Origin of the sequence: Halanaeroarchaeum sp. HSR-CO (assembly GCF_024972755.1) — an archaeon.
Classification (GTDB): Archaea; Halobacteriota; Halobacteria; order Halobacteriales; family Halobacteriaceae; genus Halanaeroarchaeum.
In genome coordinates this window covers 596,401-614,433 of sequence record NZ_CP087724.1, presented here as the reverse complement: position 1 = coordinate 614,433, position 18,033 = coordinate 596,401, and the positions used below count along the sequence as shown (strand labels likewise).

General features: G+C 63.3%; 18 protein-coding genes. 12 read left to right on the top strand and 6 right to left on the bottom strand.

Features of this window, described 5'->3' with window-relative positions:
- The first annotated feature begins 93 nt into the window (after positions 1-93).
- Genes HSRCO_RS03260 through HSRCO_RS03250 form a run of 3 tightly spaced genes read left to right on the top strand, consistent with a single transcriptional unit; the run spans position 94 to position 2,522 of the window.
- Positions 94-1,041 (top strand): aminopeptidase, encoded by a 948-nt coding sequence (locus tag HSRCO_RS03260; protein ID WP_259518975.1) that lies wholly within the window; start codon positions 94-96, stop codon positions 1,039-1,041.
- A 40-nt stretch (positions 1,042-1,081) separates the two neighbouring features.
- Positions 1,082-1,738: an HVO_0476 family zinc finger protein gene (locus HSRCO_RS03255; RefSeq protein WP_259518974.1), complete on the top strand. Its 657-nt coding sequence runs from the start codon at positions 1,082-1,084 to the stop codon at positions 1,736-1,738.
- A 43-nt stretch (positions 1,739-1,781) separates the two neighbouring features.
- A complete protein-coding gene (locus tag HSRCO_RS03250) occupies positions 1,782-2,522 on the top strand; it encodes a protein-L-isoaspartate O-methyltransferase (protein WP_259518973.1) in 741 nt (246 codons plus the stop codon).
- On the opposite strand, the gene HSRCO_RS03245 is transcribed toward HSRCO_RS03250, so the two are convergent.
- Positions 2,519-2,968, bottom strand: a complete 450-nt coding sequence (locus HSRCO_RS03245) for a carboxypeptidase regulatory-like domain-containing protein (RefSeq protein WP_259518972.1) — start codon at positions 2,966-2,968, stop codon at positions 2,519-2,521. The two genes, HSRCO_RS03250 and HSRCO_RS03245, sit on opposite strands and share 4 nt — an antisense overlap.
- Before the next feature lie 75 nt (positions 2,969-3,043).
- Here HSRCO_RS03245 and HSRCO_RS03240 point away from each other — a divergent pair, with 75 nt between their 5' ends.
- The 7 genes from HSRCO_RS03240 to HSRCO_RS03210 all read left to right on the top strand — a co-directional run bounded on the left by HSRCO_RS03240 (position 3,044) and on the right by HSRCO_RS03210 (position 12,355).
- Positions 3,044-4,141: an ATP-binding protein gene (locus HSRCO_RS03240; protein WP_259518971.1), complete on the top strand. Its 1,098-nt coding sequence runs from the start codon at positions 3,044-3,046 to the stop codon at positions 4,139-4,141.
- A 31-nt stretch (positions 4,142-4,172) separates the two neighbouring features.
- Positions 4,173-4,355: a hypothetical protein gene (locus HSRCO_RS03235; RefSeq protein WP_259518970.1), complete on the top strand. Its 183-nt coding sequence runs from the start codon at positions 4,173-4,175 to the stop codon at positions 4,353-4,355.
- Between the two features lie 2,352 nt (positions 4,356-6,707).
- Positions 6,708-9,518 (top strand): BGTF surface domain-containing protein, encoded by a 2,811-nt coding sequence (locus HSRCO_RS03230; protein ID WP_259518969.1) that lies wholly within the window; start codon positions 6,708-6,710, stop codon positions 9,516-9,518.
- Positions 9,519-9,566: 48 nt separating this feature from the next.
- Complete coding sequence (gene artA, locus HSRCO_RS03225; protein ID WP_259518968.1) at positions 9,567-10,445, top strand: archaeosortase A; 879 nt, start codon at positions 9,567-9,569, stop codon at positions 10,443-10,445.
- A gap of 180 nt (positions 10,446-10,625) precedes the next feature.
- Complete coding sequence (locus HSRCO_RS03220) at positions 10,626-11,306, top strand: AzlC family ABC transporter permease (protein WP_259518967.1); 681 nt, start codon at positions 10,626-10,628, stop codon at positions 11,304-11,306.
- Positions 11,306-11,641, top strand: a complete 336-nt coding sequence (locus HSRCO_RS03215; RefSeq protein ID WP_259518966.1) for an AzlD domain-containing protein — start codon at positions 11,306-11,308, stop codon at positions 11,639-11,641. Before HSRCO_RS03220 ends, HSRCO_RS03215 begins: the two co-directional genes overlap by 1 nt.
- 75 nt (positions 11,642-11,716) lie before the next feature.
- Positions 11,717-12,355 carry a hypothetical protein gene (locus tag HSRCO_RS03210; protein WP_259518965.1) on the top strand — a complete coding sequence of 213 codons (639 nt, stop codon included), beginning with the start codon at positions 11,717-11,719 and terminating at the stop codon, positions 12,353-12,355.
- A gap of 59 nt (positions 12,356-12,414) precedes the next feature.
- Here HSRCO_RS03210 and HSRCO_RS03205 read toward each other — a convergent pair whose 3' ends face one another.
- The 3 genes from HSRCO_RS03205 to HSRCO_RS03195 all read right to left on the bottom strand — a co-directional run bounded on the left by HSRCO_RS03205 (position 12,415) and on the right by HSRCO_RS03195 (position 15,268).
- On the bottom strand, positions 12,415-13,533 hold the full coding sequence (locus HSRCO_RS03205) for a putative sulfate/molybdate transporter (protein WP_259518964.1): 1,119 nt from the start codon (positions 13,531-13,533) through the stop codon (positions 12,415-12,417).
- Between the two features lie 135 nt (positions 13,534-13,668).
- The gene (locus HSRCO_RS03200; RefSeq protein WP_259518963.1) at positions 13,669-14,946 is read right to left on the bottom strand and encodes a ribonuclease catalytic domain-containing protein; all 1,278 of its coding nucleotides are present in this window, start codon (positions 14,944-14,946) and stop codon (positions 13,669-13,671) included.
- A gap of 25 nt (positions 14,947-14,971) precedes the next feature.
- Complete coding sequence (locus HSRCO_RS03195; protein WP_259518962.1) at positions 14,972-15,268, bottom strand: hypothetical protein; 297 nt, start codon at positions 15,266-15,268, stop codon at positions 14,972-14,974.
- Positions 15,269-15,355: 87 nt separating this feature from the next.
- Between HSRCO_RS03195 and HSRCO_RS03190 the strand changes: the two genes are divergently transcribed.
- Both HSRCO_RS03190 and sepF read left to right on the top strand, forming a co-directional pair.
- Positions 15,356-15,835: an RNA-binding protein gene (locus tag HSRCO_RS03190; RefSeq protein ID WP_259518961.1), complete on the top strand. Its 480-nt coding sequence runs from the start codon at positions 15,356-15,358 to the stop codon at positions 15,833-15,835.
- 72 nt (positions 15,836-15,907) lie between these two features.
- Positions 15,908-16,258 (top strand): cell division protein SepF, encoded by a 351-nt coding sequence (gene sepF / locus HSRCO_RS03185; RefSeq protein WP_259518960.1) that lies wholly within the window; start codon positions 15,908-15,910, stop codon positions 16,256-16,258.
- Between the two features lie 25 nt (positions 16,259-16,283).
- Here sepF and HSRCO_RS03180 read toward each other — a convergent pair whose 3' ends face one another.
- Together HSRCO_RS03180 and HSRCO_RS03175 are read right to left on the bottom strand one after the other, a co-directional pair.
- Positions 16,284-16,673 carry a DUF5611 family protein gene (locus HSRCO_RS03180; protein ID WP_259518959.1) on the bottom strand — a complete coding sequence of 130 codons (390 nt, stop codon included), beginning with the start codon at positions 16,671-16,673 and terminating at the stop codon, positions 16,284-16,286.
- A 105-nt stretch (positions 16,674-16,778) separates the two neighbouring features.
- Positions 16,779-17,984 (bottom strand): hypothetical protein, encoded by a 1,206-nt coding sequence (locus HSRCO_RS03175; protein ID WP_259518958.1) that lies wholly within the window; start codon positions 17,982-17,984, stop codon positions 16,779-16,781.
- Positions 17,985-18,033: the final 49 nt, after the last annotated feature.

Here is an 18,033-nt window from a genome sequence, read left to right as displayed (position 1 = left end):
AAGAACTGTTCGCCGACGTCTGACGGCCGTCGTGCGATTTCGGCGCTCGGGCCGAACACAAACGCTAACGGAACCGCGGTCCTTTCGGCGAGCATGAGTCTCCACGACGCGGCAGCGACCGCCGTGCACCAGTGTCTCGATCTCGAGGCGGGCGAGCGATGTCTCGTCGTCACCGACGACGAACGCCGACCCATCGGACAGGCTCTCTACGAGGTCGCCGCCGCGGTGACCGACGACGCGGTCATCGTCCAGTATCCGCCCGGCGACCAGCACGGCGAGGAGCCCTCGCCACCGGTGGCCGCGGCGATGCTCGAGGCCGACGCCTTCCTCGCGCCGACGACCAAGAGCCTGAGTCACACGCGCGCCCGCAGCGAGGCGAGCGCGGCTGGCGTCCGCGGAGCGACCCTTCCGGGAATCACCGAAGCAGTGTTCGTCACCGGCCTGGACGCGGATTACGAGGCCATCAGTCGCCACTGTGCGGCCGTCCTCGAGCAGGTCGCCGGCGCCGAAGAGATCCGGGTGACGGCGCCCAATGGAACCGACATCACCGTCCGTCCGGGCGAGCGGGAGTGGAACGAAGACACCGGGATGGTCGACGAGCCGGGCGCGTTCTCGAACCTGCCCGCTGGCGAGGTGTTCGTGAGCCCGGAGAGCGCCGACGGGACGTACGTCGTCGACGGCACCATGATGCCATACGGCCGACTCGACCCCGACCAGTCGCTCCGGTTCGAGGTCGAGGACGGACAGGTCACCCACATCTCGGACGACGAGATCAGCGCACAGGTCGAGACGGCCGCGGAATCGGTCGGCGAGGCCGCCTACAATCTCGCGGAACTGGGCATCGGGACCAACGTCTCGGTGACCGAGCTGGTGGGCTCGGTCCTCCTCGACGAGAAGGCTGCCGGGACGGTCCACCTCGCCATCGGCGACGACGCGGGCATCGGTGGCGACGTCAGCGCACCGCTACATCTCGACGGGATCATCACCGACCCCTCGGTCTTCGCCGACGGCGACCCGGTCGAACTGCCCGGCACGGAGTGACGACAGCGGATATTTACGCGTCGCCCGGCTATTCGCGGCCATGAGCCACCAACAGGACCGGGTCGGGATCGCCTGTCCGGCGTGTTCACCCGACCTCGAGACGGTCCACGAAGTCCTCTCCACCGGGGGCGGACGAGCGACCGTCCGCTGTACGGAGTGCGATCACGTCCACAAGACGGCCATCGAGCGAGAGCGCACGGTCGAACGCGACGTCGTCATCTCACAGGACGGCGAATCGCTCACGGCCAGCGTCGAGGTGCCGGTCGACGAGCGCGTCCGCGTGGGCGAGGAGTTCATCGTCGACACCGACGAGGCCATCATGCAGGTCCGCATCACCGACCTCGAGACCGGCCCCGAACAGCGGGCTACCTCGGCCAAGGGCGAGGCGGTTCAGACGTTCTGGACGCGGGCCGTCGACAACGTGAGCGTCGACATCACCCTCCACCCGCGAAACGGCGACCGTGACCGGACCCGTTCGATCACCGCCTACCTCCCCGGCGACTTCGAGTTCGTCATCGGCGAGACGATGACCCTCGAAGACGAAGAGTTCACGATCACGGACATCCACGTCCGCGAACCGGCCCAGGAACGCTATCCGTTCCCGAAGCTGGGCGAGGACGGCGACACCGTCGAGGCCAAGGACGTAAAGCGGATCTACGGCTACGACGAGTCCTCCGACGCCTGGTCTGCCTGGTAACGCACAGCGCTCGATTCAAGAGCATCCGGCGAGTTGTTTTCACATGGAATACGCCGCGCTCCGCGACGACATGGTCGCGAGCCTCCAGCACGACACCAAAGCGGTGGTCGACGCGGAGCCGGTCGGCCGAGCGATGCGGGCGGTTCCACGCCACGAGTTCGTCGACGAGGGGCACCGAGCGTACATGGACCAGGCGTTCGAACACCGCGGGACGACGGTCCTGGCGCCGACCATGGCGGGGCGGCTCCTGGAAGCGCTCGAGGTCGAGGCGACCGACTCGGTGCTGGTGGTCGGCGCCGGCGTCGGCTACACGGTCGCCGTCCTGGCGGAGATCGTCGGCCCGAAGCGGGTCCACGCGGTGGACATCACCCGCCAGCTCGTCTACGACGCCCGACGCAACCTCCGCGAGGCCGGCTACGACGCCGTGCTGGTCGACTGCCGGGACGGCGCGTCGGGGCTGCCGGAGTACGCTCCGTTCGACCGCATCCTCGTGGAGGCCGCAGCGATCCGACCGCCCGAAGCGCTGGTACGCCAGCTGTCACCCGACGGCCGCCTCGTCATGCCGATCGGAACGGCCGACCAGCGACTCCGCGCCTACGAGGGCGGCGAGGCGGCCGCCGACTTCGGACCCGTCGGCTTCTCGCCGCTCCTCGTCGACGGCGAGCAGACGGGTGCCGTCGAGCGGAATCGGACCCACCGTGAGGATGTCGAGCGGGCGGTGAAGGAGGCCGAGCGGCGCCACGGCTGGGAGCGCGAGTGGATCGACTGGGACCGGACGCTCTAGGCCCCGCGGATCACCAAAATCTCGGAGTTCTGCCGCCGGTCCATGTACTGCGACCCGGCCGGCGGTTTCACCTCGATGGTGAGCGTCCCCTCCGCCTGATTCGGGCCGAGCTGTGACTCGATGTCGACGGTGGCGACGCCGCCCGGCCCCGTCTTTGCGACGGCCACCGAGTCCAGCTGGGCGCTACCGCGTTTCACGACCACCGTCGCATCGGCGACCGGCGAGCCGTCGGCATCGATGGCGGTGATGTCGACGCTGTGGTGACCGGGCGTGACCACCTCGGGCGAGGGCTTCGCGTCGAGTTCTGAGACGCCGAACGACTGGACCCCGGAGATCATCGAGAGCATCACGCTGAGCGTCGCCACGCCGACGACGAACGCGATGACGAGGCGAATCGGCAGGCCTTCGATGGCGCGTTCGTCCTGTCGGAAGTCTGTGAACGGCATGGGTCTGGGTGGACCTCCCTTCGGTGATAAACCCTCTGCCGGCGATTGAAATACCGAGACAGATGAATCGGCGGTATGACCTCCGTCCTCGGTCGTTCGGCCGACTCCGGACAGATCGGTTCGCTCGGACACTACCTCGCCACGGATGGCAGTCGTGGGGCCCCGGTGGCCATCGACCTCGAAGGCCCCCACGTCGGACTGGTCGTCGGCAAACGTGGCTCGGGGAAGTCCTACACCCTCGGGGTGCTCGCAGAGGAAATCGGCACTACTGCTGGCGTCTCGGGCATCGTCGTCGACCCGATGGGGGCGTTCTCCGGCCTGGCGGCGGCCCCCTTCGCCCGCACCGTCACCCAGCCGACGATCCGTGCGGACGCGGTGCCTCCGGCGGGCTGGTGTCAGCTCCTCGATCTGGATCCGGCGGCGGGACCGGGGGCGTTGCTCTGGCGAGCCGCCGCCACCGCCGACACCCTCCGGGAGATGCGAGCCGTCGTGGATACCGCGGGCGTTCCTGCAGAGACGAGACGAGCGGTCCTCAACCATCTCGAACTGGCGGCGAGCTGGGAGACCTTCGACCCCTCGGGCCTGACGGCCGCCGACCTGCAGACCCAGGGCGTCACCGTCCTGGAGACGAGTGGGACGCCCACCGCCGCGCAGGCCGCGATCGTCTTCGCCGTCGCCCGCGGCGTCTACGACCGCGCGTTACGGACGGACGACGAACCACTGCCGTGGCTCCTCGTCGACGAGGCCCACGCCGTCACCGATACGGTCGCCGGCCGCGCCATCCGGACGCTCCTGACGCGGGGTCGTCATCCCGGGGTGAGCCTCGTCCTCGCGACACAGCGCCCCGCCGCCCTCCCCGCGGTCGCCATCTCCCAGGCCGACCTCGTCGTCAGCCACCGACTCACTGCTGGTCCCGACATCGACGCCCTCTCGCGCACCAATCCGACGTATCTCGACGGTGACCTCGCCACACAGCTCCCCCAGGGTGTCGGGGAGGCCCTCGTCGTCGACGACGCGACCGAATCTGCGGTCACGATCACCATCCGCGAACGACGGACCCCTCACGAGGGAGAGACGCCCCAGGCATCAAAGCGACGAACCGACCGCTCTCCCCGACCCGACGACCACGTCACCCCGGACGAGGTCGTCGCACCCGGCACCCGGAGTCCGTAACTTTTTGTCGCGGTGCGTGATGAATCACTGTATGGCATCCGGCGACATCCGTGTCCTCCTCGTTTTGAACTTCGTCCTCTCGGCATTCTACGCGACGATCATCGTCTGGGGACTCTCCTATCTGGACCTGGCCGCGTACACCCTCGAGAACATCGCCATCGGTACGGCGATCGTCGCCTTACTGACCTACCTCGTCGTCCTGCGACCGAGGTGACGAACGGCGGGCGCGCTGCGCCGTCGACGTGCTCACCGCCGGCAGGTTTTCGATGAAAGATGGCGACAGAAACCGCAAGACGGCGTGACGTTTGGCGGGGATTTTTACAGTAACTCTTATTACGTACTTATCGGATTGTAACCCGTGACTTCGTGGCAAGCGCGTTCGACGTTGCAGAATAGATGGCGGAATCGTTGGAACGGATCGAGCAGGGTGTTTCGGTAGCCGATGACCGGGCGCGGACGGCGGGTCCTGGCAGTAGCGGTAGCGATAGCGCTGGTGGCCAGCACGCCGATATCGTTCTTGGGCGTCGCGAACGGGACGCAGGTGACGGCGACCGACGGGTCGGGAGAGAAATCGGTGTATCCGGGACAGACGGTATCCGTGGTGAACGTGAGTGTGGGGAGTGAAGATAATATTTTTTCAACAACAGAAAATCCCGAGTTCGGTCAAACTGGTGAAGGATTTTCTGCCCCGACATCTACAACTCCTGAAATGTATATCGATACAGGGGATGAGTCAAACAAATTTGACCTCAATGATACCGTGATAAGATTTCGGAAGTACACTAATGCGGATGAGGACCCTTCGGGTGATGTATTACGCCAACTACCAGATAGTACAGTCTATATTGATTCGGATAATTCCGACACACTCACCGAAGAAAACCCCATAATCAAAGACAACACTAATGATGAGTTACTAACGGAATCAGACGATATAATTTTCGGAGGCGATCTACCATTAATTTCATTCTCCGAAACCTCTGAAACGGAAATTTTTCTGGACAGTGAGGACGGTAATGATGGGGTACTTGATGTAAATGAACCCGTCTTAGTTTCAAACGATCTTGGTGAACTGACAACTGGACCACTTGATGAGGGAGATACGGAATTACTCCGGAAAGGCAAAGCCCCGATATACGGTTTTGACTCAGTAGACGGAGATTCTTACTATATAAATCAAATCGGAGATTCGAATTCTCCAGATTACGAAAATGGTGAGGCCATAATAATTGATGATGGAGATGGATCAATAGATGAAGGAAAATTGTCGGATCAAGACCGGGTGGTCAAAAATGGAAATGCTAACCTTGAATCAATTTCAGAAGGGGAAGTGTATTTTATTGATGAAATTGAAAGCGATTCGGACCAATACAATCCATCCGAAGCGATAATTGATGACGTCGGAGATGAGGAGGGAAGATTGGATAGTGATGATGAAATCCTATTCAGTGGTGAAGGACACGTAACAGGGATTGGTTCAAGTATCGCCACTTTTGGAGAGGGAAACGTATATATTGGAAACAGTAAAGATGCAATTTACGAGGATTCTGAGTTTTTATTCGTAGAAAGCGGGCAGAATCCAGGATATAATGCTGGGGAAGATCTAGTTCTTTCAGCAAAGGGAAGTCCAAACTTAACAAATGATACGGATTCGGCCACAAAGGTAACTAGTGGTTCATACACTAACATTGGATTTTTAGATTTAAATGGCAACGGCAGGCTTGACACAGTATCTGAGGAAGAGTCAAATCCCGGGTCTGAACCTATTGTGAAATTCGAAAGGTGGACCACGTCCCCAGAAGATGAAATGATCTACCCAAGTACAAATATTCTTCAGCCTTATGAAGATCATTCGAGTGTTCTGGAGATTCAAGGAACGCTATTAGAAGGAGCAAAATATCAAGATATCGCCAATTCTGAAGGTCCATTCGAAGGAGGTGAGATTCTATACTCTGATCAAAAGAATAGTAGAATTGGGAAATTGGACACAGGAGAACTTCTCATCGAAAAATCGACTTCTGGTAACAAATTAACGAGCGAGGATTATGTTATTCGCTTTACAGATATTGATAGTATTGATGCAAATCTGATACCAAATGATATTGAGTTCATTGATTCAAATAATAACGGAAACTTTGACGAAGGTGACCAAATAATCGAATCAGCAATTCCAGACGATAATACTTTAACAAAATATGACAGGATTATCGACAAAGGTTCGGGGGGACCAGTTAATCACATTGGGCACGACTTTGAGTTCATTGATAATGATGGGGATGAGAAATATAGCACGGATGAGACGATAATTCTCTCGGATTCAGTGGGTGATGATTCATTAGATCCAACCGATTCCATTTATATGTCTCAAATTGCACCAGGAAGAGCGGATATCGGAAAGATTGAAGCCGAATTCGCCGCAGATGATTTTGCGGAAGCCTATATTGATTCGGGGACATCGGATGGGGAACTAGATGAAAATGACGTTATAATAGGTGCCACTCTACCGCATACCGGAAATTATGAAAGTTCAATATTTGGAAATGAAGTGAATAAATTTCATGATGAAGTGTCATATGTAGAAGGTTCAGAAGATGGGAAATACACCGAGGGCGATACAATATATACCGAAAAGGACGTATCAGGTTCACCCAAAACCCTTGGCGACCGTCTAACAGCACTGACCGTCCAGAACCGGGGCACCCTCTCCGCAGACGCGATCGAATCGGTCTCCCTGCACCAGGATGGCTCCAGGATCGCTTCGACCACGACCAGCCACGACGGGGTCTGGACGCTCGAACCCGGCCCGGACGAAGGGGTCATCCCGACCGGGGACGCGGCGACGAATCTCTCCGTGACCGCGACACTCTCGCCGGACGCACCGACCGACGCGACCCTGGACTTCGAAATTTCCCCGGTCGAGGACGACGGTCTCGGTGACGAGTTCGACACCGGCGACCGCGGCATGTTCTTCGCGGACGGCTCACCGGTCGGCGGAATCGATAGCGGCCCGACCTACGCGGTGGCCGACCCCGCTGCCATCACCGCCGACGCCACTGCGTTCCAGAACCCCGACCGCGACGGCGCGACCGCCGTCGAACTCGCATTTACCGACGCCATCGACCCCGAGACGACGACGCCAGACGCGTTCGCCGTCGAGACGGTCGCCGAGGAGCCGGCGAACGTGACCGAAGTCGTCGACGACGGTGACGGGCGGGTGGTCCTCGTGATGGAATCCAGTGTGTCGCCATCGGCTGTCGAGTCGGTGTCGCTGGCGAGTGACGAGCTAGCGGTGAAATCGGGGGCCGCGGTCCCCGAGCAGACGCTCGCGGTCGAGTCCACGAGTGTGACCGTCGCCGAGGCCGACGAGCGCCCGCACGTGGTCTACCAGGGGGAGCGGGTCGCGGTGCTCGCCAACGAGGGCGGTGGAGGCGAGAACGACGTCCCGAACCGCGACGAGTCGGTTCGGATCGAGGCGGACACGACCGACGACGGGGACGTGGACGAGTTGTGGGGGCTTACCTCGACCGGCGAATCGAGTCTGCTGACGGGCCTCGATACGAACGAGTCGAACGCATCGGCCTACCGGGTAACCTTCCAGAGCGAGGACGGCGACGAAGGGGAAACCGTCAGGGTCCCGGTCGAGGAACTCTCGCTTTCCGTGACCGCCAACCGGACCAACACGACGGACGTCGCCGGACCGATCGGGGCGACGGTATCGGCTTCGGGTGGGGATCGGGCGATCCGGGCCGAACTGCTCGAAGCGGACAACCAGACCGTCCTGGATAGCCAGACGGTAACACTCGACAGCGAGGGTGACGGCGTCGTCGAGTTCGAGCCACGAGTGGCGAACGTGTCGATTCGGGTGACCGACCTCGGGACGGGCGTCACCAATCGAACCGAGACCGTCGCCGTCCGCAAGGGGTATCCGGGAGCCAGCTTCGACCGATCAGTGTTCGAAGAGGAACGCGGGGACGTGGCTGCCATCGGGATCCGGCTGGTCGATACCGAGAACGCGACCGTCTCGATCGGAAGCGAGGCGGTCAACTATCACGAACGCATCGCGGTGGTCGATCGGGACGGCAACGGCCACGCCGACCTCCAGGTGAACACCCACCGGGCCGGGGCCGGAGCACCTGGACGGGGGATCGGTCTGGCCGGAAACGAGAACCACTCCCTCCCGAACGACCGTGTCGTCGACGTTCGGCGCACGGCCCCCGCAGCGAAGGGGCTCTCGGACCCCCTGGAGACCGGGAACTACACCCTCGAGGCCACCGTCGATGGCGAGGTGACCGACGTTGCGTTGCTACGGATCGTCGAGCGATCGACGGCCGGTGCCTCGACGCTCGTCGCGCCAGCGGGGGTGGACCTCGACGACCCCGAGGACATCGAGAACTGGACGACGCCACGCGAGACGGTCGCGGTAGGCGACCAGGCGGTCATCGCGGTCGACGCGACCGGCATCGACGGGTTCCTGAACGACAGCACTGACCTCCGGCGAGGGTCCGCTGCCGCTGCGCGCACGGGTGCCTACGTCGACATTCGACGGGCGAATCCCCCACAGAATCAACCGGCACGTGGGCTGAACGTCTCGAACGCCTCGACGCTCGTCGACGGCGAGCGAGATGGGCTGTACGTCGTCGTTCCCTCCGAAGGCGGTCCGTACGCGATCGAGGACGGTGAGGAGTTCGACGCCGCCTTCGTGTTGAACGAGAGTTCACCGTACGTCCCTGGCGGGTCGGGGTCGGACGATAGTGAGCCGGAGTCCGCCGAGACGGTGGTCGCCTTCGAAGCCCCCGACGGCCGCTTCACCGGTCTGGACGAAAACGAGACGCTCGACCTGCAGGCGACCGCGAACGCGACGATAGCCGGCGAGACGAACGTCGCGCCGGGGACCACCGTCACGATCACGGTTCGGTCGGACGACGACAACGTCACCTTCCAGCAATCTGACGAGGAGGTCGTCTCGGATGACGGCACCTTCGACGGTTCGGTCGACCTCGAGGACTATCAGGAAGGGACCGAGTACACGGTGGTCGCGACGGCCAACGACGACGAACTCACGGCGGTCCGCACGGGCAGCGTCGTCGAGGAACCGATCACGGTCGCGCCAGCTAAGGATACCGGCTCGTCGGGGCAGTCCGCGGGTGGAGGTGGTGACGACCCGGAGGACGAAGTGACGACGGCGGAGCCGACGACTACGAGCACCCAACCGACGACCGAACCGGATTCGGGGGGTTCCGTCGAAGAACGGGCGGCCACGTTCGTCACCGAAGACGTCCCCGAGTTCATCAGAACGCAGGAGACGAACATCGTCATCGTGCTCGGTATCGTGGCGTTCCTCTACGGACTCCTCGGCCTCCGCCGATTGACGAGATAATCCGGGACCGACACCACTATCTGGCGGACGCCCTCACAGTCGGTTGGAATGTCGGCACTGACTGACGTGCTCGCGTGGGTCGTCGTCGCGGGGTTCCTGGCGAGTGCGTTCTTCCAGCGACGTGAGGAACACGGCGGCGTCGGAACCTGGTTGGCGACGGGTTCGTGGGTCACCTTCGGTATCTTCTGGGCACTGCTGGTCCCCCACTTCGCGTTCGTGCAGAAGAGTCCCATCGAGGGCGTGCTCAGTGCTATCGCAGTCCCGGCCTCCGCATACGTGGCGTATCTCATCTGGACCGACAAACGGGACTTCGAGACGCTGACCCGTGCCGTGGCCATCATGGGCATCCTCTATCTCCCCTTCGAGATGAGCGCGGTGCTCCAGCGCACCGCCATCGAGACGGTGACGGTCCACGTCGAGATGCTCATGACCTCGGTCGGGTACGACCCGAACGTCGTGGCGGGGCCGGATGGCCATCGGAGTACGTTCCGGTTCATGGGCGAGAGCGGCCACGTCTTCCTCACTACCGTCGTTCTCGCGTGTACGGGCGTCGGGAGCAGTGCGACCGTCAGCGGCCTCGTCCTGGCCCTCGATGCCCCGCTTCGGCGACGACTCCTCGGCGTGGCCATCGCCGTCCCGGTCATCTACGGACTGAACCTGATCCGAGTCGCGTTCATCGCCCTGGCCCACGGCTACCAGTGGTTCGACGGGTTCCGGGACCCGGTCTTCCTCCTGTTCGGCACGGACAATCCCTACATGGTCTCCTACCTCGTCGCGGACAGGGTACTGGCCCAGTCGCTGTCCGTCGTCGCGCTCGTCGGGTTGACGCTGGCCCTCATGCGACTGCTCCCCGAGATATCGACCATCATCGAAGACGTGCTCTACCTCCTGACCGGCGAGTCCTACGACGTCCGCTCGCTGTTCTGAGGGCGAATTTCGACCGTCCCCCGGAACAGATTCCCCGGCACTGCCCTAGTTATCTCCACGATACGGGCGATTTGCGGGGGACCGTTCGAGGGGCCAACGGTGTTGACCGGTCAGACGAGTCGGGAGTGGGCACCTTTCCGGGAACGGGACGTTCTTGGCCCCGGCCACCCACGTGCGGACGTGAACCGTCAGGAGTCGTTCGTCCACGGTGCCCGCGACGTCGCGCCGGCGCTGGTCGGCAACGTCCCGTTCGGGGTCATCGTGGGGGTGACTGCGGTGAAGACCGGATTCGACCCGGTCGCGGCCGTCGCGATGTCCGGGCTGATGTTCGCCGGAGCCGCCCAACTCGCCATGATGGAGCTGCTGCGCGATGCCGCCCCACTGGCCATCGTCGTGCTGACGGGACTCGTCGTGAACCTCAGGTACGTGATGTACAGTGCGACCTTCAGTCAGTACCTCACCGACTACGGTCCACGGTGGCGCGGTGCGATCGCGACGTTGCTGATCGATATCACGTTCGCGATGTCGGTCACCAAAGTCGACGAGGAACCCGCCATCGATACGGCAGGCTACTACATGGGGGTGGGGATTCCGCTGTGGGCCACCTGGGTTTCGGCGACGGCGGCCGGCGCGATACTCGGTGCCGGCGTTCCGGCCAGCTGGCACCTCGAGTTCGCGGTCCCGCTCGTCTTCCTCGCCCTGCTCGCGCCGGCGGTCAAGGATTCCTCGACGGCCGTCGCCGGTGGCGTGGGTGGCTTCGTCGCCATCGCCCTCACGGGGATTCCCTTCAACGCGGGCCTGCTTGGTGGCGCCCTCGCCGGCGTCGTGGCCGGAGCGGTCGCCGGGAGGTGGCGGCACTGATGGCGACGCTCTCGACGACTACCGTCTGGTTGGCGATCGCCGGTGGCGCCATCGGCTCGTACCTCTTGCGCGTGTCCTTCATCGCCATCTTCGGTCGGGTCGACTCGGTCCCCTCGCGGGTAACCTACGTCCTCGGGTTCGTCCCGGCCGCCGTCCTCGCCGCGCTCGTGTTCCCGCCCATACTGGCTCCGGACGGGGCACTCGCCGTGTCGATCGGAAACGAGCGGCTCCTCGCCGGTGGCCTCGCCGCGGTCGTCGCCTGGCGGACCGAGAGCATCCTCGCCACCATCGCGGTGGGTATGGGTGTACTCTGGGTGCTGACGTTCGTGGTGTGAGATCCACGACGGCCGCTATCTGGTACGCGGGGCATACCACACCACCGCTCGTGGTAGGAACGGTCTCCCTCGTCTATGCTGTCCATTACTTCCTCGCTGGTAGACGATCGGCTACTCATGGGAGACAACGAATTGCCGGCGGTACGACGTCGTGGCGTCCTGCGAATGATCGGCGTCGGTGCACTGATGGGAGCGGGCGGCATCGGGGCGTTCGCCGGGAGTGCAGCGGCGTGGGAACGCAACGACGTTGAATTCAAGGGCTGTTCGGCGGTCTGGATCATCGTCGAGCCCGAAGACGTCCACTGGAATCCGCCGCCGGTCGTCGCCCGTATCATCTTCGCGCTACCGGATGGAACCACTGCGTGTCGAGACGTCGAATTGACGCCGGACAACACGGCGCCCATCCCGGGCCAGTACGGTGATGCACCCGTCCGAAAGGTCCGTGCTGACCACGGCGAGAAGGTCCTCGGCGTCATCATCTTCCGACACGATGGAGTCGATCCGAAGGCCTCGCCGGCGTATATATTCAGCAATACCCATCGGTGTGCGAAGACGCCGGATACCCCGTCGATCGAGGAGGCCGATTGCTACCAGGAAGCCAAAGAAAACGGTGGCTGGGACGCATCGAGCCTCTCGGACGAAGCTGACGACAACCACGGTCGCGGACCGGCATCCAAAGACAAGAACGAGCGGGGAAAAGACCCGAAGAAGTGAGAAGCGCAGACACCACCAGTCTCGCACAGTGAAACGGTCGACGTGGTTCGACTGGCTCCTTACCAGCGGTCGGGAATCAAGGTCCCGTCGTGGTGCTGGAGTGCCAGGGACGCGACGATGCCGACGAGGAACGCCACGCCGAGGTTGACTGCCACACCGAGCACGCCAATGGCGACGACCAGCACCGTGGCGTCCGCCTCCCGGATGCTCGTCCGGCCCAGTTGCACTGCGATGAGGACCAGGATGACGCCGAGCATCGCGGTCGGGTAGGCGGCGACGAGACCCACCGCGAACACCGAGAGGGCGAGATAGACGATTCCAAGGACGACGTTCGCCCCGGCGGTCCGCGCTCCGAAGGCGTACTTGCCGGCGATGCCACCACTCCCGTGACACATCGGAAAGGCCCCGAACGGGAGGGCGGCGAGGTTCATGACGCCCATGCTGTTCGAGAGGGCGTCCGCCGAGATATCCCGGTCGAAGTAATCCTGCAGGAGGACCGACGCAGCCAGCGCCGCGTTTCCGACGGTCATGGCCAACTGGGCGAGGGCAGCCTCGACGGTGGGCATCGTCGGGGTGACCCCACCGACGAGCATGACGCTACCGAGGGCTGGGAGCGTCGGTTCCGGAACCCCCACCTGGACGCCGGCGACGACACCGCCGACGGCCAGTACGGCGAGTGCCGTGAGATTGTAGTACCCGAGGGCGACGAGGAGGAACGCGACGCCACCGGCGAGGGTCGCCAATCCGAGGTCGGCGACGCTCAGACGCACGCCGGTCTCGAGGAGGACCAGCGCCACGCCGAACTGGACGCCACGGACGACGGGGCGTCCGATGTACCGCTCGATACGGGAGAGCGTCCCCGTCGATCCGATACCGAGGAGGACGACGCCCAACAGCAGTCCGGCGAGCAGCAGTTCCCCGGTCGATATCGCACCCGCGAGGACGAGCGCGGCGAGTGCCTTCATCGGTTCGACCGAGACCGGGACGCCGTAGTAGAGCCCCCAGACGATCTGGAAGACGCCGAACCAGACGAGCATCAGTCCGAGCGAGAGGTCGGTTAGGACGGCGACGCCGACGAGGATGGGGAGGACAGTAACCGAATCCCCTATCGCACCGGTGACCTCGTTCCAGGCGATATCGAGAGTAGTATCCGCCCGATACGACACGGAGAGCCCCATTAACCGACAAATTGACCCCCGGAGTAATGTATCTGGCGAGTAACTGATATCAGTTGCGCCCCTGTCCCACTGGGGTGGCCTCAATTCACCCGAAGATGGAGCGAGGAGATCATTCCCCCTCCACCCGGACGGCGATCAGTCCTCGACGACTTCGATGCCCCGATTGTTGACCGCGTTCGGGTCGAGGCCGACCTCCTCGAGGAAGTTGCGGTACTCGCGTTCGGCCTGTTCGGCCGCCTTCTGGCGCTCGCTCGCCCGGTCGCAGAGTTCGACGAGGGTTTCCGGAACGTCGTTCTGGTAGACGATCCAGTGATTGATTAAATCACTCATCCGCCGGATGGGGCTCGTGAAGTGCCCGTAGATCTCGAAGTTGAGCGCGTGGTGGCCTCCGAATGGGTCGTTCATGTACTTCGCGCGCGGCATGACCTTCATCACGGCCCACTGGATCTTCCCCAGCTGGCGCTCGGGGGCCTGTTCCAGGGTCGCGTTGACCGCCTTTCGGGGGTCGTCCCAGGAGTCGCCCGGGATGGATACGCCCTCGAGTTCCTGGATCTCCCTGAGCGCCTCGTCCCACTCGTCGGGGGTGGGCTGGGGGTGAACGCGGTAAACCGCCTCCACACCGCGGGACCACATCAACTCGTGGGTGACCGCTTTGTTCGCTTTGAGCATCGACTCCTCGATGATCGTGTGCGCGCGGTCGCGACGCGGGTTGAGCACGAGCGACCCGTCCTCCTTTCTGATCTCGTGCAGTCTGTCGGCGACCTCCCAGATCAGTTCGATCTCGTCGTGCAGCGGTGCATCGGGATCGTCGAGGCGGTCTTCTGCCTGCTTGTAGGTCAGTCGCTCGTCGCTTCTGATGACCGACTTGTAGATGTCGATGGTGTCGAACGAGAGGGTCTCCTTGTCGAGGTGCATCTCGACGGTGTGCGCGAGTCGGTCCTCCTCGGCCACCAGCGAACACACCGTCTCCGCCAGCACGGGCGGGAGCATGTGGATGGTGTACGCCGGCAGATAGACCGTGTTGCCACGTCTGATGGCCTCGTCCCACATCGACGTCTCGGGCGTGACGTAGTGCGTGACGTCGGCGATGTGGACCCAGAGAACGAACTCCTCGTCGCGCTCCTCGATGGAGATGGCGTCGTCGAAGTCCTGGGCGTCGACCGGGTCGGTCGTCCAGGTCGTCATCTCCCGGAGGTCGGCACGCTCTTCGGCTTCCGCCTGGATGTCCGCCTCCACGTCGGCGGTCGCCGCTTCGGCCTCCTCCAGGACCTCGGCGGGAAAGCCGTCGCTGATCTCGAACTTCTCGAAGAGGTCCTCGCGTTTGTTCTCGAGTTGTCTCGCGAGGTCCTCGTGGACCTCGACCGGCCCCTGAGCCTCCGCAGTGCCGGCTTCCGCCTGGGCGTCGTTCGACATACCGCTTCGTACTTGGGTGAGCCAGTTAGTCGTATCGGCGTCGCTCGCAGTCTTCGTCGTCGGGTTCGACGTGATCTGCGAACCGCCGCAGGAAGGTCTCGTCGGCGACGCGACCGGCCCCCGCTCGCTCGAGGAGGGACTCGAGACCCTGGCGGTGCTGTTTGATCAGCCCGCGGAAACACGGTTTACAGAGGTACTCGAAGGATTTGCCCTCCCGATCCCAGCGGTCCCCGTATTTGTCGTATTCACGGGCCGCAGCACGCTCTACCCGATCACCGCAGGCGACGCAAGTGACCTCGACGTCGGGCAGATCGTGTCCCATAGTGACACGGTTTGCGTCTGCGCACTTAACCGTTTGCCGTGCCCCGCGAACAATCGTTTTAAGCGCCGAGCGACCGTCGATTGCCGTATGAAGATCGCGACTCGCCATCACCTTCGAAGCGACCAGGTGGACGCCCTCCACGAGATGCTCAGGACGGATCTCGGCGTCGAACTCGACGCCGACACCTACGAACTCGTGGAGTTCGCAGACGAGGACTTCGACGTGGTGCTCGTCGACGGCGAACCACTCATCTGGTACCCGGCGGGAGAGCCGTTCGTGACGGTCAAGGGCGCGAACGTGGCCCAACCGGAACGACACGTGGTGACCGTCGACGCCGGGGCCATCTCCTTCGTCAGCGACGGGGCCGACGTGATGCGACCGGGTATCGAGGAGGCCGACGGGGACATCGACGAGGGGGACCTGGTCGTCATCGTCGAGGAGACCCACGGGAAGGCGCTCGCGGTCGGTCGGGCGCTGACCGACGGGGAGGACATGGTCGGCGAGCAGGGGAAAGTCGTCGAGTCGTTGCACTACGTCGGCGACGACCTGTACGAGTTCGAGGCCTGAACGCCCCCAGCGGTCGGCGTCTGGCTGTCGAAGGGGCAAGAACTATGATTACCGCGGAGTGTTCTCTCCCCTATGGGATTCATGGACCGCATCCTCGGGGGGAAATCCCAGACGACCGAGGATTACGTGGAGTTGGACCTCGACGACGTGGACACGCAGACCGACGCCCGCCTGCAAGTCCACATCGCCGAGATCAACGGCCAGGAAGACGTCATTGCGATCAAGGATGCCGTCTACGACGGTGACATCGTCATCGCCGATATCACCCGGCTGCGCATCGAAGACCGAACCACCGAGCACGTCATCGACGAACTCCGGCAGACGGCCAAGGAGGTCGGCGGCGACATCGTCCAGAAGGGCGACGACCAGATCATCGTGACGCCGAGCGGCGTTGGCATCAGTCGCGAGAAACTCAACCGGTAGGCGAGTCGTCCGGTATCCGCGCGTCTCAGACGTTATCGGGGACGTCGTCTTTCTCGACATCCCGCTTCAACGATTCGCGACGGGACTTCGCGTCGCGACCGGTTGCCTCAAGCAGGAAGTCGTTTTTCACGTCGACGGCGTCCGCCGCAGCGTCGGCATTGCCTTCCTCGATGACCTGTTCGGCCGGTTTCTCCTCGAAGTGGACGGCGAGTTTGTCCTTCTTCGAGCCGTAGGTGGCGGCACCGACGAGGATTCGCTCGAAGACGGGATTGTCGGGTTCGCCGACGACGAACATCTCGACGCCGTCCATTTCCTCGGTGCCGGTGATCGGGCCGAAGTACTCCTCGACCGTTCCCTCGAGGTCTGGGACGCGCTCTTCGAGATATTCCCCCCGGCGCATCTTGTACTCCTTCATGCTCCGGGAAAGCAGTGGGAAGGCTATAACCCCTTCGTCACCGGCCTGGAGTCCCTGTCGGTCGATCGTGAAAACGAAAACCGTGATCGGCGATTCCGGGTAGCCTCAGCGTTGTTCGGCGAGGTAGCCGGCGTGACAGTCCGGACAGATGTCGCCCGCGCGATTTGACGACCGGGCGATGGCCACCGAGTAGCCACAGGCCGGACAGTGGAGGATACCGTCCAGACTCCCGTCGGGCGGACCGGTGAGATCGATCGGGCCGGCGCTTTTGATCCCCGAGGAGGGATCGGTTCGCGACCCGTCTATCTCGTCGCCCCCCGACGATTCCTCGAACTGGAATCCGGCTCCCGTCGGTGATTCGGCCGCTTCCGACGCCGAACGGTCCCTGTCCGCTTCGGAGTCGGGGTGGTCTGGCCATTGCTCCGGCCCCGAACTCGGTTCGGGGTCCGGGTCGCGGTCCGACGAATCGGCTGGCCACTCCTCGCCAGTCGTACTCGGCGTCCCCGTCGCCTGCCCACCGTCGCTGTTCTCGGCGTCGTCCGCTGCGACGAGCGAATCGTCCGTGGACTCCTCGGTGTCGGGTCTGCGATCCATCGCGTCGTCGGTGGCGCGTTCCCGTTCGGCCGCGCTGGCCGCTGGATCCGTGTCCACCGTCCCGTCGCTTAGATCGTCGGCTTCCGCCGCCGATTGGGTGTCCGCTGCTGGTTTCCCGGCTGTGTCCGGCCGGTCCTGGGTGGGTTCCGGTCGCTCTTCGGTGGTATCCGGCCGGTCCTGGGTGGGTTCCGGTCGCTCTTCGGTGGTATCCGGCCGGTCCTGGGTGGGTTCCGGTCGCTCTTCGGTGGTATCCGGCCGGTCCTGGGTGGGTTCCGGTCGGTCTTCGGTGGTATCCGGTCGAGACTCGGCGGCCTCCGCTCGAGACTCGGAACCGCTATCCGGAGACACGACAGCATCGGCGGAGGAGTCATCGAGGATGATCGCGTCTTCGTTGGCGCGTTCCCGTTCGGCCACGCTGGCCTCGGCCTCCTCGACGCCACTCGCTGGGTTCTCTGCCTCCTCGACGAGGCGCTCAGGATCGTCGGCCGCGGCGTCGGTCGCTTCGTCGGCTGTCGACTCGCCCGCCGCCAGTCGGTCGTCCTCGGGGCGGCGACGTCGGACCTCGGTGTTCTCGCTGACGATGGACTCGGCACTACAGCGGCGACACTCCCGGAGTTCGCGGACGGTAACGACGATCTCCGAGCCTCGTTCGTCCTGCTCGCGTTCGACGACGACGTCGCCGTAATCGTGTCCCAGCAGAGAGCACCTCAGACCCATTCACACGGGATTTTCAGGTGCATCCGCAAAAGGCTACCGCTCGGGGGTA

What these genes read in the sequence shown, in the direction of transcription:
- HSRCO_RS03260 (WP_259518975.1), top strand. Translation starts at nt 94, where the DNA reads ATGAGTCTCCACGACGCGGCAGCGACCGCCGTGCACCAGTGTCTCGAT.
- HSRCO_RS03255 (WP_259518974.1), top strand. Translation starts at nt 1,082, where the DNA reads ATGAGCCACCAACAGGACCGGGTCGGGATCGCCTGTCCGGCGTGTTCA.
- HSRCO_RS03250 (WP_259518973.1), top strand. Translation starts at nt 1,782, where the DNA reads ATGGAATACGCCGCGCTCCGCGACGACATGGTCGCGAGCCTCCAGCAC.
- HSRCO_RS03245 (WP_259518972.1), bottom strand. Translation starts at nt 2,968, where the DNA reads ATGCCGTTCACAGACTTCCGACAGGACGAACGCGCCATCGAAGGCCTG.
- HSRCO_RS03240 (WP_259518971.1), top strand. Translation starts at nt 3,044, where the DNA reads ATGACCTCCGTCCTCGGTCGTTCGGCCGACTCCGGACAGATCGGTTCG.
- HSRCO_RS03235 (WP_259518970.1), top strand. Translation starts at nt 4,173, where the DNA reads ATGGCATCCGGCGACATCCGTGTCCTCCTCGTTTTGAACTTCGTCCTC.
- artA (WP_259518968.1), top strand. Translation starts at nt 9,567, where the DNA reads ATGTCGGCACTGACTGACGTGCTCGCGTGGGTCGTCGTCGCGGGGTTC.
- HSRCO_RS03215 (WP_259518966.1), top strand. Translation starts at nt 11,306, where the DNA reads ATGGCGACGCTCTCGACGACTACCGTCTGGTTGGCGATCGCCGGTGGC.
- HSRCO_RS03210 (WP_259518965.1), top strand. Translation starts at nt 11,717, where the DNA reads ATGCTGTCCATTACTTCCTCGCTGGTAGACGATCGGCTACTCATGGGA.
- HSRCO_RS03205 (WP_259518964.1), bottom strand. Translation starts at nt 13,533, where the DNA reads ATGGGGCTCTCCGTGTCGTATCGGGCGGATACTACTCTCGATATCGCC.
- HSRCO_RS03200 (WP_259518963.1), bottom strand. Translation starts at nt 14,946, where the DNA reads ATGTCGAACGACGCCCAGGCGGAAGCCGGCACTGCGGAGGCTCAGGGG.
- HSRCO_RS03195 (WP_259518962.1), bottom strand. Translation starts at nt 15,268, where the DNA reads ATGGGACACGATCTGCCCGACGTCGAGGTCACTTGCGTCGCCTGCGGT.
- HSRCO_RS03190 (WP_259518961.1), top strand. Translation starts at nt 15,356, where the DNA reads ATGAAGATCGCGACTCGCCATCACCTTCGAAGCGACCAGGTGGACGCC.
- sepF (WP_259518960.1), top strand. Translation starts at nt 15,908, where the DNA reads ATGGGATTCATGGACCGCATCCTCGGGGGGAAATCCCAGACGACCGAG.
- HSRCO_RS03180 (WP_259518959.1), bottom strand. Translation starts at nt 16,673, where the DNA reads ATGAAGGAGTACAAGATGCGCCGGGGGGAATATCTCGAAGAGCGCGTC.
- HSRCO_RS03175 (WP_259518958.1), bottom strand. Translation starts at nt 17,984, where the DNA reads ATGGGTCTGAGGTGCTCTCTGCTGGGACACGATTACGGCGACGTCGTC.